Origin of the sequence: Methanocella conradii HZ254 (assembly GCF_000251105.1) — an archaeon.
Classification (GTDB): Archaea; Halobacteriota; Methanocellia; order Methanocellales; family Methanocellaceae; genus Methanocella; species Methanocella conradii.
Map to the genome: position 1 here is coordinate 1,504,863 of NC_017034.1, position 16,571 is coordinate 1,521,433.

The 16,571-nt window shown below is 53.6% G+C and carries 19 protein-coding genes; 6 read left to right on the forward strand and 13 right to left on the reverse strand.

What is annotated here, in order from left to right; all coding sequences use genetic code 11:
- Positions 1–6: 6 nt before the first annotated feature.
- From MTC_RS07880 to MTC_RS07900, 5 genes are all read right to left on the reverse strand, one after another.
- A complete protein-coding gene (locus MTC_RS07880; RefSeq protein WP_014406164.1) occupies positions 7–915 on the reverse strand; it encodes an ABC transporter ATP-binding protein in 909 nt (302 codons plus the stop codon).
- Between the two features lie 132 nt (positions 916–1,047).
- Positions 1,048–1,254 carry a TRAM domain-containing protein gene (locus tag MTC_RS07885; RefSeq protein ID WP_014406165.1) on the reverse strand — a complete coding sequence of 69 codons (207 nt, stop codon included), beginning with the start codon at positions 1,252–1,254 and terminating at the stop codon, positions 1,048–1,050.
- A gap of 174 nt (positions 1,255–1,428) precedes the next feature.
- Positions 1,429–1,935, reverse strand: a complete 507-nt coding sequence (locus MTC_RS07890; RefSeq protein WP_014406166.1) for a PUA domain-containing protein — start codon at positions 1,933–1,935, stop codon at positions 1,429–1,431.
- The gene (locus MTC_RS07895) at positions 1,928–2,890 is read right to left on the reverse strand and encodes an NOL1/NOP2/sun family putative RNA methylase (RefSeq protein ID WP_014406167.1); all 963 of its coding nucleotides are present in this window, start codon (positions 2,888–2,890) and stop codon (positions 1,928–1,930) included. Before MTC_RS07895 ends, MTC_RS07890 begins: the two co-directional genes overlap by 8 nt.
- Positions 2,848–3,552 carry a 2,5-diamino-6-(ribosylamino)-4(3H)-pyrimidinone 5'-phosphate reductase gene (locus MTC_RS07900; RefSeq protein WP_014406168.1) on the reverse strand — a complete coding sequence of 235 codons (705 nt, stop codon included), beginning with the start codon at positions 3,550–3,552 and terminating at the stop codon, positions 2,848–2,850. The genes MTC_RS07895 and MTC_RS07900 overlap by 43 nt, the downstream gene beginning before the upstream one ends.
- Positions 3,553–3,677: 125 nt before the next feature.
- On the opposite strand from MTC_RS07900, the gene MTC_RS07905 reads away from it, so the two are divergent.
- The 6 genes from MTC_RS07905 (at position 3,678) to MTC_RS13815 (ending at position 8,615) form a co-directional block, all read left to right on the forward strand.
- Positions 3,678–4,115, forward strand: a complete 438-nt coding sequence (locus MTC_RS07905) for a hypothetical protein (protein ID WP_014406169.1) — start codon at positions 3,678–3,680, stop codon at positions 4,113–4,115.
- A gap of 79 nt (positions 4,116–4,194) precedes the next feature.
- Entirely contained in the window at positions 4,195–6,945 is a 2,751-nt protein-coding gene (locus tag MTC_RS07910) for a DNA polymerase II (protein ID WP_014406170.1), read from the forward strand.
- 126 nt (positions 6,946–7,071) lie between these two features.
- Positions 7,072–7,665 (forward strand): hypothetical protein, encoded by a 594-nt coding sequence (locus MTC_RS07915; protein ID WP_014406171.1) that lies wholly within the window; start codon positions 7,072–7,074, stop codon positions 7,663–7,665.
- A gap of 33 nt (positions 7,666–7,698) precedes the next feature.
- On the forward strand, positions 7,699–8,037 hold the full coding sequence (locus tag MTC_RS07920) for a nucleoside triphosphate pyrophosphohydrolase (protein ID WP_014406172.1): 339 nt from the start codon (positions 7,699–7,701) through the stop codon (positions 8,035–8,037).
- Position 8,038: 1 nt separating this feature from the next.
- The gene (locus MTC_RS07925; protein WP_014406173.1) at positions 8,039–8,452 is read left to right on the forward strand and encodes a hypothetical protein; all 414 of its coding nucleotides are present in this window, start codon (positions 8,039–8,041) and stop codon (positions 8,450–8,452) included.
- A gap of 49 nt (positions 8,453–8,501) precedes the next feature.
- Positions 8,502–8,615 (forward strand): cyanase, encoded by a 114-nt coding sequence (locus MTC_RS13815; RefSeq protein ID WP_143767227.1) that lies wholly within the window; start codon positions 8,502–8,504, stop codon positions 8,613–8,615.
- Between the two features lie 26 nt (positions 8,616–8,641).
- On the opposite strand, the gene MTC_RS07930 is transcribed toward MTC_RS13815, so the two are convergent.
- The 8 genes from MTC_RS07930 to MTC_RS07965 all read right to left on the reverse strand — a co-directional run bounded on the left by MTC_RS07930 (position 8,642) and on the right by MTC_RS07965 (position 16,571).
- Positions 8,642–9,463 carry an NAD(+)/NADH kinase gene (locus tag MTC_RS07930; RefSeq protein ID WP_014406174.1) on the reverse strand — a complete coding sequence of 274 codons (822 nt, stop codon included), beginning with the start codon at positions 9,461–9,463 and terminating at the stop codon, positions 8,642–8,644.
- A 162-nt stretch (positions 9,464–9,625) separates the two neighbouring features.
- Positions 9,626–10,453: a F420-dependent methylenetetrahydromethanopterin dehydrogenase gene (locus MTC_RS07935; RefSeq protein ID WP_014406175.1), complete on the reverse strand. Its 828-nt coding sequence runs from the start codon at positions 10,451–10,453 to the stop codon at positions 9,626–9,628.
- 81 nt (positions 10,454–10,534) lie between these two features.
- Positions 10,535–11,497, reverse strand: coding sequence for an ATP-dependent 6-phosphofructokinase (locus MTC_RS07940; protein WP_081476808.1), 963 nt, complete (start codon positions 11,495–11,497; stop codon positions 10,535–10,537).
- 72 nt (positions 11,498–11,569) lie between these two features.
- Complete coding sequence (gene nifU / locus MTC_RS07945) at positions 11,570–11,980, reverse strand: Fe-S cluster assembly scaffold protein NifU (RefSeq protein ID WP_048189604.1); 411 nt, start codon at positions 11,978–11,980, stop codon at positions 11,570–11,572.
- A 13-nt stretch (positions 11,981–11,993) separates the two neighbouring features.
- A complete protein-coding gene (gene nifS / locus MTC_RS07950; RefSeq protein ID WP_014406178.1) occupies positions 11,994–13,169 on the reverse strand; it encodes a cysteine desulfurase NifS in 1,176 nt (391 codons plus the stop codon).
- A 12-nt stretch (positions 13,170–13,181) separates the two neighbouring features.
- On the reverse strand, positions 13,182–13,715 hold the full coding sequence (locus MTC_RS07955) for a threonyl-tRNA synthetase editing domain-containing protein (RefSeq protein ID WP_014406179.1): 534 nt from the start codon (positions 13,713–13,715) through the stop codon (positions 13,182–13,184).
- A gap of 81 nt (positions 13,716–13,796) precedes the next feature.
- On the reverse strand, positions 13,797–15,266 hold the full coding sequence (gene metX, locus MTC_RS07960; RefSeq protein WP_014406180.1) for a homoserine O-acetyltransferase MetX: 1,470 nt from the start codon (positions 15,264–15,266) through the stop codon (positions 13,797–13,799).
- 15 nt (positions 15,267–15,281) lie between these two features.
- On the reverse strand, positions 15,282–16,571 hold the full coding sequence (locus MTC_RS07965; RefSeq protein ID WP_014406181.1) for an O-acetylhomoserine aminocarboxypropyltransferase/cysteine synthase family protein: 1,290 nt from the start codon (positions 16,569–16,571) through the stop codon (positions 15,282–15,284).

Below are 16,571 nucleotides of genomic sequence, written 5' to 3' on the forward strand. Positions count from 1 at the left end.
AAAGCCCTACGTGGACGGCTCAATGAAAGCATTATAAATGTCTTCCAGGCTAATCAGGGTCTGCCGGGCCTCGTAGACGTCGGCAAAGGCCGACGCCTGCCGTATGATGGCTGGTATGTGCAGGTAATCATCCACCTCTATGAGCAGGTAGTCCTCGCCCACCTGTATGCGGTTAGCGTATATCTGGTTCTTCAAGACGGATTCTACTTTTGGAATGTTAATAGGGCTGACACGGAGCATGACTCCAGGCCTCCCGATATTCCCCCTGATAGAAGACATGCTCTCATTCATGAGCGTCGCGCCCTCCTTTATGATCGTGACGCTGTCGCAGGCCTTCTCGATTAAGCTAATATTATTAGTGGTGAGCACAACTGTCTTGTCCCTGCTCTCCTTTAAAAAGTTGAGGAAATACGCGCTGAAGCCAGGGTCCAGCTCGGCGAGGGAGCCGTCCATCAATATCACGCTTGCGTCGTTGATGAGGGCGATGCTTAAAGCGACACGGCGCTTTATGCCTCTCGATGCCTCCACTACCTTTTTATCGAGGTACTGCTGAATGCCCATCAGCTCGGCGAGCACATCTATACGGTATTTGACCTCTTCCCTGGATAATCCTGCCGCCTTCCCCGCCCCTTCTAAAAGCTTTCTAGGCGGCTTATTATCGGGTATGGCCTGTAGCTCGGGCACCACGCTAATCATCGCCCTAATCTCACGGACATTGCTGATAGAAATGCCGTCTATGGACACCTCGCCCGAATCCGGCCGTATCGCCGTCGAGAGTATTCTTATAGCCGTGGTCTTGCCGCTACTGTTAGGCCCGATGATGGCGTGCACTGTATTCTTCTCGACCGACATCTCGAAACCGTCGAGAGCCTTGACGCTCCCGTAGCGCTTGATGACGTTCCGGGCCTCTATCATCCGACCACTAGCCTTAGGGAGGTTTTGTCGCTTTCTAAGCTTAAATAGCTTTTTTGGGCGGCATTATAAATCTTCTGTATTAATCGTTTATTTCAAAAATGGAATTAAATGATAAAGATAAAAATAATGGCTTTATGTGACGACTTTGGCCACGGCAAAATTTCTCTTAACCGTTTCTACCTGAATCTTGACCTGGTCGCCTACCTTTGTGCCTGGCACGAATATGACGAAGCCCTCTATGCGGGCAATGCCATCTCCCTTCTTCGCGGTGTCCTCGATCTTCACATCATACGTCTGCCCCTCGCTCACCGGGGCATTTGAACCCTTACTCTCAAACATATGTTAAGCCTCTAGAAGGACAAATGCGCGGGCTGCTTTTTAAGAAAAGCTCACACATCATTTGTTCCTGCGGAATATGAGGCTATGTGTATATAAATAGGTTATGGCCTTTAGAGCAGGAATGCGGCGAAAAATGAGACGAATTGGCGAAGGCTGGTAAAGTTTTAGCCTTTATTATCCACGGATGTAAAGCCCTATATCTGCTTCTGTGCTGACAGTTACCCTGTCCTGGAATAGTCCAGCGTAGTCGAACCTTGCCCTGCCGATGCCGATGGCTTCGCCATACTTGTTGGCGATTATGACAGGATCGTTTTGCCTTATGGACTCATCGGCCCATGTGATGGAAGAGCCGAAGACGTCACGGCCGTAGACCACGAGCGACTCGGCCTGGCCGGTCACCTTTACCTTTTTCTTATCTGAAGCCTGGGCTACCAGGAACGCGCCCTCCATGCTCAGGGCGAGCGACTTCTTGCCCAGAGTACCCATGTGCAGGCCAGCCAAAACCGGCTCTGGCTCGCGGCCTATCACGTAATGCCGGGCCTCGGGCGTTACGGCGAAGAGGTCGTTCCTCTCGCCCTGCCTCACGATAAAATCGAATTCCTTAGAAAGGTCGAAAGCGCCCCAGTAATCAAGGCTACGGCGCATTATCGTTAGCTCTAGCTTTTTCAATCCTCTATACATTCTTTAGCCTCGCCACGAAGAACCCCGATGTCCCATGAATATGAGGGTATAGCCTCCTTGCATTCTTCACCTGGGGCTCAAACGCCAGTCCGCCAAAGGACGTAAGCCCAGGCTCCCCATATGGTATGGGTTCCACCTTCATGCCATATTTTTTAATGGCATAGTCCACGTTGCACTCGTTCTCCTCCGGTGCGAACGAGCACGTCGAATACACCAGGATGCCGCCCGGCTTCAGGCAAGCGTGGGCCGCGTCGATCAGCTCCTCCTGTAATCCCGAGCAATACTTTATGTCTTCAATCCCCCTGCTCGTCTTCCTGCTCCTGTCCTTGGCTATGACCCCCTCCCCGGTACACGGCGCATCTAAAAGTATCTTGTCCGCCTTGATTTCAAGCCTTGCGACGTCCCGTGCGTCCATGTGGAATAGCACCGTATTCATGATGCCGCAGCGGCCCAGGTTGGACCTTAATCCCGCAAGCCTTGACTCGTCTACCTCTATGGCGATCAACAGGCCCCGGTTACCCATCATCTGCGCCAGGTGTGTGGTCTTGCCGCCGGGCGATGCCGCCATGTCGATCACCACGTCTCCTGGCTGAGGGGCCAGCGCTAGAGGGGGTACCATAGAAGACTTATCCTGAACGTAAAAGTATCCTGAAAGGAACTCGGCGGACGCCCCTATCGAGTACGGCTCTCCAGTCACCTCAAGGCAATCGGGCACGTCGGTCTCCCTTAGCGTGAAACCTTTATCAGACAGCCTCTTGATAAGCGCATTAGGGTTGATGCGCAGCGTATTGACCCTGATATAGGTTCGGGGGGGCTCTTCCATGCTGGCTAAAAACCTTTCGAGGTCGGGCACGAAGCGAGCGAACCTGGCCACCATGTATTCGGGGTAGCCATACTTTCTGGCCAGCGCTTTTACCCGCTCGTCGGCATCAAATTGTTGTATATCACACGCCACGTTAAAACGATCCCTTCGTCCATCCTTTCAAATTTCATCAATTCCAGTTTAATGGCCTCATCCCTGTCCGATATGCCCTCGCCGTCCATGAACGTCGGCGCTTCCTTGCCCCCAATTATGAGATTACCTATGAAAACCGATATCTCGTCTACCAGGCCCGCCCTCACCATGGCCCAGTTTAGGGTTGCCCCGCCCTCTACCATCAGCCTTTCTATCCCGCGCCTTTTCAGCTCCCGGCACATCTCCGCCAGGTCAACCTCGCCATCCCCCGCGACGAGCACTTCAGCCTTTTCCATAAGCGCTTTAACCTTATCCTCTGGGGCTGCCTTTGAGACCACGACAATACGTTTACCCACGCCTTTATTAAAGATATCCGCATTTAAAGGTGTCCGGGCCTTACTGTCCACAACTATCCTCACAGGGTTCTCGTCTTTTCCCTGCGCCACCCTCCGCTTCCGCCTCTCTTCAGACTTTACCGTGAGGCTCGGGTCGTCCGCCAGCACCGTCCCTATTCCAACCATTACTGCGTCAGACGTGGCCCTAAGCTCGTCCACCCGCTCAAAGTCCATCCTGCCGGATATCTTAACCTGCTTCCTCTTTTTCGTGGATATCTTGCCGTCCGCGCTCATCGCCGAGTTTATGAAGGTGTAAGGCCTTTCCATCGCATATGCTTAAGGCGCGGCTGCCGCATAAAGCTTGCCATATCCGCTAAAATATACGTACAATCATAAGAATTCCGCAAATATATACAAATTAAATTATTATAATAAGCTCTTATCTAATAATCGTGAAATCGAGCAAGCTACTCTTTGCGTCATCTATCATGTTTTACGTTTTTTATGATATCGTCTCAACGATAGCCGCCTCCAAATATCTTGGAACGTTTGACTACGAGAAGAGCTTCATCCTGAAGGCCTCGTATAATGCGGCAGGAATGGCCGGATTTATCCTTATCAAGCTGATGTTCTCATTGATGGCCCTGTATCTCGCATACCTGCTCATCGAGCGATTCCATAAGTTCCGGGGCGTCGGGCTGGGAATGCTGGCAGGCGCTACGTGTGCAGGGCTTTTCGTTGGCACGTCGAACTTTAACATAATGTTGAATGGGAGCTCATTCTGGATAATGGGGATGGACAGCGGAACAATAGCCGCCCTCATCATCATCCTGTGCGCCGTCGGCGGCTTCCTATTGATGCCCTCCAATTCGCCTGCTAAGGGTGCATAGCGATACCCGCAAAATACTTTCACCATATACACCATTAGCTTAATCTACCATGCCCCTACTATATTGAAGCGGTGTGGCCATGCAAGCGACTTTCGACGTGAGGCTCCTCGACTCGACGTATTCGGTAGAACATGCGGAAGGCGCTGGCGAGGTAATTGTTAAGTTATTTGGCAAGACCCGTGACAATAAAAGCATAACGATTTTGTGCCCTGACTTTAAGCCATATTTTTTTGTTTTCGAGCCTTCGCCGGAGCTGCGCAAGGCGCTCGAGTCGAGCGGCGACGTGCTGAAGGTCGAAGACGTCAAGCTCGAATACAAGGGCGCCCTCGAAAACTTCGTTAAGGTGACCGTAAGGGCGCCGTGGCTCGTCCCCAGGTTCAGGAATGAATACGAGCTGAAACATAAGACCATAACTCTCGTAAACCCCCCAAAGGACCTCATCGAAAAAATAAGGGCCGACCCCGACGTCCAGGAGGTCAACGCGCCGAATGGCGCAGTTAAGATCATTACCGAAGACAGGGTGTATTCCCAGAAGCTCATCAACCGATATGGCCTGCTCGGGTACATGGACGAAGAAGAAAGGGAAAAGTACGCCTTAAAGGGCGTCTTCTTCGCAGCGGACATAGTCTTCACAAACCGCTTCATATACGATATGGACCTCGAAACGTGCGTCAGGGTCACCGGCGAAGTGATTGAGAATAGTGGCGAATACACCACAGACATCGTCCTGAAAGCCTCCAAGTTCGAAAAGTGCGACATATTCACGCCTAAGCTAAAAATAATGAGCTTCGACATCGAGAGCTCCATCAAGCACGGCAACATATACTGTATTTGCCTGACCGTGCTCAACGAGGAGGACGGCACCAGGCAGGACCGCAAAATATTCTCGAGCTTTGGGCCCATGGATGGGGAGATATCCGCAGAAGAGCGTAAGGCCCGAGAAGATGACGAGCGCCGCATATTAAAAGAGTTCGTCAGCGAGGTCAGGAAGCTCGACCCAGACGTCATCACCGGCTACAACATAAACAACTTCGACCTCGCGGTGTTGTTCGACCGCGCCAACAAGCTCTTTAAAGGCCCGGAAAACGCCGGGGCCGAGAATAAGAGGCAGTCCTGCGATGCGCTAAACTTTGGCCGCGACATGCTGGGCATGAGCAGGCGCGAGAACCGCGCCACGGGCTTCGTCACATGGGATATAAAAGGGCGATTAATCCTTGACGCCTGGCTCTCGATAAAAAAGGAGCTAAGGCCTAAGAGGGAGGGCCTGGGCTACGTCTCGAGCATGCTCTTTAACGACACCAAAGAGAACATTGATAGTAGCCGCATAGACGAGGAGTGGCGCGCCCGCAGGGACGAGGTCGTCCATTATTGCCTTAAGGATGCGGAGCTTGCCCTGCGGATACTCATACACCCCAGGATACAGGCTATAAGCAAGCTCATGGACGTGGCAATCCCGGCGAAGCTGCCCGTGAAGGAGGTGTCTGGCGGGCAGAACAGAATGATAGAGAGCTTATTGATCAGAATGGTGGACAGGGAGAACGTCGCCGTGCCCATGAGCAGCGGCGAGACTTACGAGTACGAGGGCGGGTTCGTCTACGACACGAAGGCCGGCCTCTGGGAATGGGTCATAGGCCTGGACTTCTCGTCCATGTACCCCTCGCAAATAATAAAGCATAACATATGCTTCACGACGTTTACGAGGAACAGGGCGGAGGCGGCGCACATTTCGCCAATAGGCGCCATGTTCGTATCAAAGGAGAAGCGGTATGGCATCGTGCCCCGCATGGTACAGGGCCTGCTCGACTCCAGGAAGCAGGCGAAGGCGCTCATGAAGAAGGCGAAGGAGGACGGCGACGCAGAAAAGGCGGACTACTACAATCGCCTTCAAAACGCCATTAAGATAATGGCGAACGCCACTTACGGCTATTTTGGCACCAAGTTTTGCCGATGGCCATATAATAAGTACATAGCCCCTAGCATCACCGCCTGGGCGCGGGAAGAGATCAAGACCGTCGTGGCCACCCTTGAGTCAAGGGGCTACACGGTCATCGCTGGAGACACCGACTCGGTATTCTTCACGTCTAAAGAACACCGGGACCTTGAAAAGTGCAAGCTTCTGGGGTTCATGGTCCAGCAGGAGTTCTCGGCCGGAAACATGCACCTCGAGCTTGAGAAGGTCATGAGAAGGTTCTTCGCGCATGCGAAGAAGCGGTATTTCGGCAAGATAATATGGCCGGAGGAATCGCTGCTGGTCCGGGGCTATGAGCCGAGGAGGACGGACTCTTTTGACCTTCAGAGCGAAACGATGACGAGGGTATTCCAGCTCGTCCTGGATGGCAGGCCGGACGAGGCCGTCAAGTATGCAAAGGATACGGTCCACGATACGCTTAAGGGCAAAGTAGACCTCTCTTCGCTGGTCATCTCGAAGAGCGTGAACGAGTTTGATGCCTATGATAATCCAGATTCGCTGGTGCACGTCAACGTGGCCCGGAAATTAAAGGATATGGGCTATGATTTCACCCCGGGCATGAAGACGCCTTTTATCATCACCAATGGTTTTGTTCAGCCCCAGAAAGCCGAGCCTGTCATCGAGGGCGTCGAATTCACAGCGAGGCCTGATTTCAGGTATTATGCCGAGCGCCTGGCGATGGCCCTGGCACGCATCACCGAGCCCTTCGGGTGCGATGAGCGCGCCCTCCTTCAGGGTAACTCCCAGCGTTCGCTGGAATTCTTTTGCGAGGAGAAGCCCGTCCATGAATCAATACAGCAAGCATCTCCCGTGATGGCAAAGAAGGTCAAGCAGAAGGCCACTTTGGACATGTTTATGTGAGCGGTCGCGGCATCTCATATAATTACTTTTTTGAGGTTAACAAAGGCTTCCGGGAGAACAATGTATATAAGCTTGAACATTCAATTAGGTTGAAGGTCCGAGGCGAGAGGTGAGACCTTGAAAAAAATGATCATCCTGATGGTCATCCTGGTGGCATCGACAACGGCCATGGGATGCGTCACGTGTAAAAACATCCTGGGTCCGATATACGGGCCGACGTACACCCCGACCGTCGCCAGCCCAAGCCCGACGCCACCGGCCTACCAAAGCCCATCGCCATCGCCCAAATACGTCAAGATAGAAACAGAGAGCCCCCCTTACCAGTATATGCCGAACCAGGCCAGGGTTTCCCACCCATGCTATTATAGGACTGAAGATTGGGAGATGCCGGTGCCCGCGCCTGGGAGCCTTAAGCCGGCACACCATGGCGTTATACACGAGCTAGAGTTCTGGAACCCAACGAACGAGAACAAGACCATCTCAGTATACAACCTTAAAAGCGCCTTCTACGAAAAAAAGGACACGCCCCACAAGTTCGTGACGTCAGCCGAGATATTCTATGAGGAGGGGAAAGGGTTTTTCAGCGAGTTCACGCTCCAGCCCGGCGAGTGCAGAACCGTTCTAATGTACTCGTATATAATAGATGACTCGAACTACGAGAAGTATCGTGGCTATTTCATAGAGCCGGTCAGCGTCAGCCTGGTAATGAACGTGCCCTAACCTACATATATCATAGGATACAATAGCCATGTAATGCGTAAGCTGGTGAGGGATAAGGTTCCGGATATAATAAGGGAGAGCGGCCGCGAGCCGGCGGTAAAGCCCATATCTGGCGAAGGCCTCAAGAAAGCCTTGAAAGATAAGCTCGTCGAAGAAGCCGTGGAGCTGAAAAACTCAAATGACTTATACGATGAGCTGGCAGATGTCCTTGAGGTCGTGGAAGCGCTCATCGAGCAGTATGGGCTCGACAAGCAAAAGCTGGAAGAGGCCAGAAAAGAAAAACTCCGTAGAGCAGGTGGATTTAAAAGAGGATACCTTCTAATTGAGAAAGACGAAAGCATAAAGCCCGATATAGAGAATAAGAGAGGATGAAATGCTTGAAAAATATAAGCTAAAAACGGATCCGCAGGGCATGGTAGGCAGGGAGTGCCCAAAAAAACCGTGTAAAGCCTACTTCAAGATAAAAGAGGATGACGCATACGGCGACATAGACCTGACATGCCCGAACTGCGGCAATAAGGCAAACGTCAAAAAATATACTACCGAGGAGCAGATCAAGTACATTAACTCTCTTATATTCCATCGTAACGCGTGCCCGATCGAGGCCAGCAAATATTCGAAGACGCCGCCCTGCAGCGATTATGTCGAGAGGCCTTCACGCTACACGTATTCATGCGACGTGTGCAAGAATAAGTTCGGATACGATGCAAAGCCGCACTTTTGCCCGTATTGCGGGTCCGCCAGGGACCACCTGCACGAAGAAAGCGTGTGTTACCTGGGAATATAAAATAGAATAGACGAGCCATAAGCAGCATTATGGGCGCGGAGGCGACGCCATACCAGGCGCCATAGACTTCTCAATAGACATGAAAAAAGGCGTGGGAAAGCACGGCGAGCCGAGGATCATAATAACGCTTAACGCAAAATACTTACAATATACGGAGTTTTAACCACATATAAAAACGCTTTTTTCTTATTAACGGCCCAGCTTTTCCCGCACAAGGTCGTAGAACTTGTCCCCAAACTTCACGAAGAGGGCGGGGGTTTCACACCTGGTGAACGTTAACACGTCATTCTTTTTCACATTGGAAGTGTACTGGCCATCCACTACGACCATGGACTCCTTTTCCTCCCGCATGAGCTCAAGCTTTACGATGCTATTGCCGGGCACAACCCACGGCCTGGCAGATAGCTTATAGGGGGCCAGCGGCACGATGATCATGCCATCCACCCTCGGGTCCACGATGGGCCCGCCCGCGCTCATCGCATAGGCCGTCGAGCCCGTCGGCGTCGCTATAACCACCCCATCTGCCCTTAGATCCTCCATGAACTTGCCGTCCACGTAAATCTTAAACTCCGATATCTTGGCCGGCCTGGCGGTGATGATGACCGCCTCATTCATGGCGCACGGCAGCTCGAACTCGTTCAGCTTCACGGCCAGCCTGGCCCTCTCTACGACTTCGAAGCCTTCCAGTACATCGTCGATGACATATAGAGCCGTCTCCGGGTCGACTACGGTTAGGAAGCCTACTTCACCCATGTTAATCCCGAGGATGGGCGTCGGCTTTGGCAATAGCTGTAATGACCGTAATATGGTGCCGTCGCCGCCAAATATAAGGATGAGATCCGCGTACATCTCGTCTATTTCCGTGGCTTCCCCGGTTCCGGCCAGCGACGCCGTCACGGGGTCCAGGAATAGCTTAGCCTTATATGATAGCTTTTTTACCATCGACGGTATGTGCCCCTTGGGGTCTTTGACGTCTATTCTGGTGATGATGCCCACTGACCTCGCTCTCATCCCTATAAAATGTGCGCTAATGGGCTATAATCCCTTTGGATTTGAGTAAGCCTCTAAGTTTAAGAAGCCTTACTTAGAGGCTTAGACTCAGCCTAATAATCTCCCAAACGTGTTTGTATAAAAAAGGATATGCGTGAGATAACTCACGCATATATAAAAAATTTACTCTGGCTTGGAGACGAGCGTGCTCTTGGACAGGATCTTGCCATCGTTGGCGTGCGGCGTCCTGTAGACAGAGTCGCCCGACTTCTCGATCTCCCTGGCCTCGTCGCAGAGCATTGCAGCCGCCCTTAGCAACTCGTGGGCGCTGGCCACCGTGATGACGTACTGCTCCATCTCCTTCTGCACGAAGCATCCGAGCACGTCGATGTCGCCAACCTTCTCGGCGGCGGCGAACGCTGCAAATGCCTTAGCCCTGGCGTACGGGTTCTTGTAGCCGGATTCGGCCAGCGCCTTGTTAGAATCGACGACTATCTGCGGCAGGTTCGGGGTTGCGCCGCTGGCTATCTCAGCCACTACGCGGTCGAGTTCCTTCTGCAGCAGCCTGACTACGCCAGTGTCGGCGAGAACCTTCTGTAAGTCAGCGTTGAACAGGACCATCTCTGTCGGGTCGAGGAACTGCCTCCTCGCTCCGATCATCGAGTCGCACTTTATGATGAAGAAGCCGAAGCCTTTCGCCTTGAGGTCATCCTTGACCTTCGCTGCGGGGGCGTCCGATATCATTATGGTCGGTACGCCAGCGGCCTTAATCATCTCCCTGGCCTTGGTCGGGCCGGGCAGCGCGCCGTTCGGGCTTATGACGATGGCAAGCTGGGGCTTGAAGTCCAGTATCTTCGTGGCAGCCTCTTCGGCATCGGGCTCGCCCAGCTTTGTGCCGGTTCCAACAACTCTCGTGTATATGTCTCTATCCGCTCTCTCATCAAGTATGAGGTCTATATACCTTGAAGTACCAAGGTTTCCTAGCTTAACGACTCCAACTCTTACGGTCATAATAATCTCTCTTCAATATGCTTGGAAAACAATATATATCTTTCTGCTTGTGTAGCAAAAGCTTACTTTTTAGGGTGGTTATCATGTCGCAAGGATGTCCGCAAGCTTGAGCAAACGAAGGTCCAGGGGTTTCTCCATGCTGCATGTTGTTTTGAGGTCTATGCTCGTAATGACCCCATTTTGAAGGCAAGCCACCTGGCCCCCATTTTCCTCGGAGATTATCTCTACGGCTTTGTTGCCGAGCTCTCCTGCCAGGTAGCGGCTTCTTGCCGTAGGGCTACCCCCTCGCTGGGCATAGCCTAAAATGCTCAGCCTGGTCTCCAATCCCGTGTTTTTTTCTATGTCAAGGGCGAGCTTTTTCGTGTCCCCTATGCCCTCGGCGGCGACAATTATGGCCGACCGTTTCCCCTTGGCCGCATTATCTTTAATAGTGTTGAAGACTTTTTCGGCTTTAAATGGGACCTCGGGCACCAGTATGATCTCGGCGCCTACTGTAAGGCCTACCATTGCCGCTAAAAATCCTCTTTTGCGGCCCATCACTTCTACGATAAAAATCCTTTCATGTGATATTGCCGTGTCCCTTATCTTATCGATTTCCTGGACGGCCGTGTTCACCGCCGTGTCAAAACCTATGGTCTCATCCGTCCCCGCCACGTCGTTGTCGATGGTCGCCGGCACCCCCACGATTAGAGTATCGGTCCTTTCGCTTAACGCTAAGGCCGCCCTGAAAGACCCGTCGCCTCCGATGACCACCAGGCCATCCACGCCATTGGAGGCGAGGCAATCGACGGCTTTCTCCATGCCCTCGGGCGTCTCCATGCGCGGACACCTCGTCGTATGGAGTATAGTACCCCCTAATTGTATGATGCCGCTGACCGATCTCGGCGTCAAAGGCCTCACGAAGTTTGAGATAAGGCCCTCCCAGCCTCGCTCAAATCCAAGCACCTTGAAGCCGCGGTAGCTCGCAATCCGCGTGACTGCCCTTATAGCAGCGTTCATGCCCGGCGCGTCGCCGCCGCTCGTCACGATGCCGATGGTCTTCAATGAAACCCCAATAAAGAATGACAATACGTGCTGAATAAATTATATCCTCGTTTAAACGAAGGCGGCCTAATCTTACCTTTCCTCGCCCGAGGTAACGCCGGACTTTGGTGGCAGCCCCTGCAGCTTCCGCCGGTAGTTCTCGATGGCGAGCTTCAGGCCATCTGCTGCAAGGTTAGAGCAGTGCATCTTCTGGGGCGGCAGGCCGCCGAGCTCATCGGCGACGTCTTTGCGGCCGATCTTCTCGGCATCCTCCAGCGTCATGCCCTTAGCCATAGTCGTTATGATGCTGCTCGTAGCTATGGCCGCGGCACACCCGAACGTCTTAAACTTAATGTCTGTAATCACATTATCTTTTACTTTTATGTAAATGGTCATCATGTCTCCGCACACCGGGTTCCCGACCTCGCCCACGCCGTCGGCGTCAGATATCTCGCCCACGTTCTGCGGGTTCGAGAAGTGTTGCATAACCTTTGGCGAATACATCATGGCACATTCCTCACGTCGTCGTACGAGCCGCCTCTTTATAAAGTGGCGACATCGCTCTTAGCCGATCTACGATGCCCGGAAGCGTCTCAAGCACGTAATCGATCTCATCTTCCGTGTTGAAGGCACAATTCGTCAGGCGGAGCGAGCCGTGCGCCTCCTCGGGCGGCAGGCCACAGGCCAGCAACACGTGCGATGCCTTTAAGTTTTTAGAAGAGCATGCCGAGCCCGTCGACGCCTCGATCCCCGACATGTCAAGGAATAGTACCAGCGACTCGCCCTCGATGAAGCTGAAACTGACGTTCACGTTATTAGGCGAGCGTATGGTGGGATGGCCGTTCAGGCGAACGCGGTCGATCTTCAGGAGGCCCTCAATAAGCTTATCCCGGAGCCTCTTCATGTGCGCCGTATTCTTATCGAAGTCCCGGATGGCCGCCTCGCATGCCTGGCCCAGGCCTACAATGCCCGGCACGTTCTCGGTGCCGCTCTTCATGTTGCGCTCCTGGCCGCCTCCGTGGATGAGCGCCTGTATCCTGGTGCCCTTTTTCACGTACAGCGCTCCCACGCCTTTGGGCGCGTGGATCTTATGGCCAGACAGCGAGAGCATGTCGATATCGTCTTTTTTAACGTTTATGGGCACTTTCCCGACGGCCTGGACTGCGTCCGAATGGAAGTAGACGTTGTGCTCTTTTGCTATGCGTCCTATCTCCCTGACTGGCTGGATCGTGCCGATCTCATTGTTCACAGCCATAACGCTGATCAGCGTCGTCTCGGGCCTGATGGCGGCCTCGACGTCCGCGGGGCTGACCATGCCATACCTGTCCACGGGCAGGTACGTCACCCTGAAGCCCTCTTTCTCCAGGAACTCGCAAGTACGCAGAATAGCGGGATGCTCGATGCTTGACGTTATGATGTGGTTCCCCTTTTTCCTGTTAGCGTAGGCAGTACCGACCAGCGCCAGGTTATCAGCCTCGGTGCCGCACGAGGTGAAAATGATCTCTTCCGCGTCCGCACCGATGGCGCGGGCGACCTGCTCTCTGGCCTTCTGGACGGCTGCGCTAGCCTCCTGGCCCATCGTGTGCAGGCTTGACGGGTTACCATACGTCTCAGTAAAAAAGGGCAGCATGGCATCCAGGACTTCCTGGCTGACCCTGGTGGTTGCGCTATTATCTAAATATACTTTTTTCATAAGATGGTCACTCTACTCGATTATATGCTCCTCGCACGCTCCCGGGGTAGTTCCTACGCGTCCAGCCACGTCTTTTATCTTTATCGGGTTAGAGCAGTATGGGCATAGGAAGTCACAATTTGCCCCATCGTAGGGGCAGATGGTCATGGATAGCTCGGAAAGCGGATGGCCTGTGCTCTTGATGTCATACTCCTTGTACCAGCCGAACGGGGCGCGCTTGACCTCAAGCCCGTGCGCCTTGAGGCTTTCCTCCAGCCCCTTTAAGACTTGAAGGGCTACTACAGGGGTGCTCAACGTGCTGGTAAGATGGGCATATGGGAAGATGACGACCTTGTTCACCTTTATCTGGTTGAGCCTGTGTATTACGTCATGCGTGGCGCCCGCTATGACCTTCAGCGGGTTATTCTCATCGAGCTTCTCCACGCTACTGAACAAAACGACGCAATCGGTCATCTCATCCTCTTTTTGTACGACCTCTTCGGCGAACTTCGCCTTGCGGTTCGCCTTCCAGCTAATGTGATCGACGTGTATCGCCAGTATCTTCACATGACCGCCTCGACACGTAGTTAACAATTGTTAATTATCGCGCTTTGCTAATAAACTCTTCGCTTGATAGCTAAAATGACGTCATTTATGCTGGCCGATGAGCTTACTTATGCCGTCGCTGGTCAAAATTCCGATGACATGGCCGGCATCGTCGACCACGGGGAGAGCGGATATGTCGTGCAGCTCCATTTTGGCCGCGGCGGCCTCAAGCGTGTCGCACTTCCTGATCGTGACCACGTTCCTGGTCATGATCTCGTCAAGACATGTGTATTTAAGGGCGACCGCCTTGGATATGTCCCAGGCGGTGACTATGCCCGAAATGGTCCCGCCATTGGATACGACGGGCAAGTGTGAGACCCCGCTATCCAGCATGGCACGTGCGGCAGCCTCGATGCTCGAGTTCTCGTCGATTGTGACCGCGCTGGCCATGACGTCCTTGACGAGCTTTGGCGTCAGGAAATTGGATATAAGATAGTTTAGCTGGCCTCCTTCCAATAAAAAGGCGTCGTGGCCGTAAATGGAGTTGATCTCCGCATAGCTCACGTCCACGCCGTTGGAAGAGAGCGCCATGACTATTTCCTTCGACTGGTACGGAGGGTAGAGCCAATCCGAGGTCACTGAAATTACTAAAAACCTGGCCTTGACTGCCCTGAACGCCTCATCTAGCGAGCCATTTTTCTTAAGGTCGAAGTAATCGATGGCCTTGGTAATATACAGGTAGGAGTTCGCATCGAATCGTTTTACGAATGCACCCCCCTGATGCTGCAGGTAGCTTTCGACCTGGAAGTCGGTGGAAAAGTCATATCCATACCGCTCTTTATCCTTGAGCCTGCGGCCGAACTTCTGCTGCATGGACTCGTCGCTTAGATAGGTGATATGGCCGACCATCCTGGCCAGCGCAAGGCCCTTGGTAGGCGGCTCACCGCCATAATAATCGCCTCTATTCCAGTTAGGGTCTGACATGATGGCCCTGCGCCCTACCTCGTTGAATGCGATGTGCTGGGGCCGCGAATATGCTGCCGTGGCTATGATGATGCCCCGCCTGACACTGTCAGGATATGCCACGCACCACTGGAGCGCCTGCATTCCGCCCATGGAGCCTCCGGCTACGGCGTAGAGCTGCTCAATCCCTAAAAAGTCAATGAGCTTTTTCTGAGCGTTCACCATATCGCCGATGGTGATGACCGGAAAATTAAGCCCATAAGGCTTGCCCGTTGACGGGTTGATGGAGGAGGGACCGGTAGATCCCTTACACCCTCCTATTATGTTGCTACATATGACGAAGTACTTATCCGTGTCGAACGCCTTGCCAGGGCCGATTACGATGTCCCACCATCCGGGCCGTTTGTCGCCCTCGTGCCGTCCAGCGGCGTGGGCGTCCCCGGATAAAGCGTGTAGGATCAGTATAGCGTTGCTCTTATCCTTGTTAAGCTTGCCATATGTTTCATAGGCTATGGTCACCTCGTCCAGCTTTTGCCCTGATTCGAGAGGAAGCCCTCCGCTCAAATGATGGTAATGAGTCTTGACGATGCCGACCGATCCCGCGCTCATGCTCATCGCCTCTTTTTATACTTTGGCCAGCGCCTGGTCGATGTCGGCTATTATGTCCTTCACGTCTTCCAGGCCGACGGAGAGGCGGATCAACCCCGGGGTGACGCCTGTGCTAAGCTGCTCCTCGGGCGTCAGCTGCTGGTGCGTCGTGGACGCGGGATGAATGACCAGCGTCTTGGCGTCTCCGATGTTCGCCAGGTGGGAAAGCAGCTTTACGCTCCGGATGAACTTCTTGCCCGCCTCGACGCCGCCCTTGACCTCGAAGGCGACGAGGCCGCCGTAGGTGCCCTTCAGGTATTTTTTGGCGAGCCTGTGGCCGAAGAAGCTCTCCAGGCCTGGATAATAAACGAACTTGACCTTAGGGTGATTTTCCAGGTGCTGCGCCACGGCCAGAGCGTTCTCCGAGTGTTTCCTCTGCCTCAGCGGGAGGTCCTCGAGGCCCTGTAGGAACAGGAACGCGTTGAAGGGGCTCAGCGCCGGGCCTATGTCGCGGAGCAGGTGCACCCTGGCTTTCAATATGTAAGCCAGGTTGGCCCCGCCCACGTTGCCGAACGCGTCCCAGTAGCTTAAGCCATGATAGCTCGGGTCCTTATCGGTGATCTCGGGGAATTTACCGTTATTCCATGCGAACTTGCCCGAATCCACGATAACGCCGCCGACGCTCGTCCCGTGGCCGCAAATATACTTAGTGGCGGATAGGACCTCGATGTCGGCGCCGTGCTCGAAGGGCCTGAAGAAGCCCGTGGCCACCGTGTTGTCCACTACGACCGGTATGCCCGCCTCGTGCGCGATCTTTGAGATCGCCTCGAAGTCGGGCACGTCGAGCTTGGGGTTGCCGATGGTCTCCAGGTAGACGGCCTTTGTGCGAGAGCTAATAGCCTCCTTGAACTCCTCTGGCTTCTGGGACTCCACGAAATGAACAGCCCTGCCGAGCTTAGCAAACGTATAGTGGAATAGCTGGTATGTGCCGCCGTACAGGTTGTTGGCGGACACTATCTCGTCGCCCACTCGCGTGATGTTCAGCAGCGCGAGCGTGGTCGCTGCCTGGCCGGAGCTGACGGCAAGCGCCCCCACTCCGCCCTCTATAGCGGCGATGCGCTTCTCGAACACGTCGTTCGTGGGGTTCATGATGCGAGTATAGATGTTACCGAACTCTTTCAGCCCGAACAGGTTAGCAGCATGTTCCGGGCTTTTAAATACATAGGACGAGGTCGCGTAGATCGGGACCGCCCTTGCGTTTGTCGCCGGGTCAGGGGATTCCTGGCCCACATGCAATGCCAGCGTATCTAATCCGTAATCACTCAT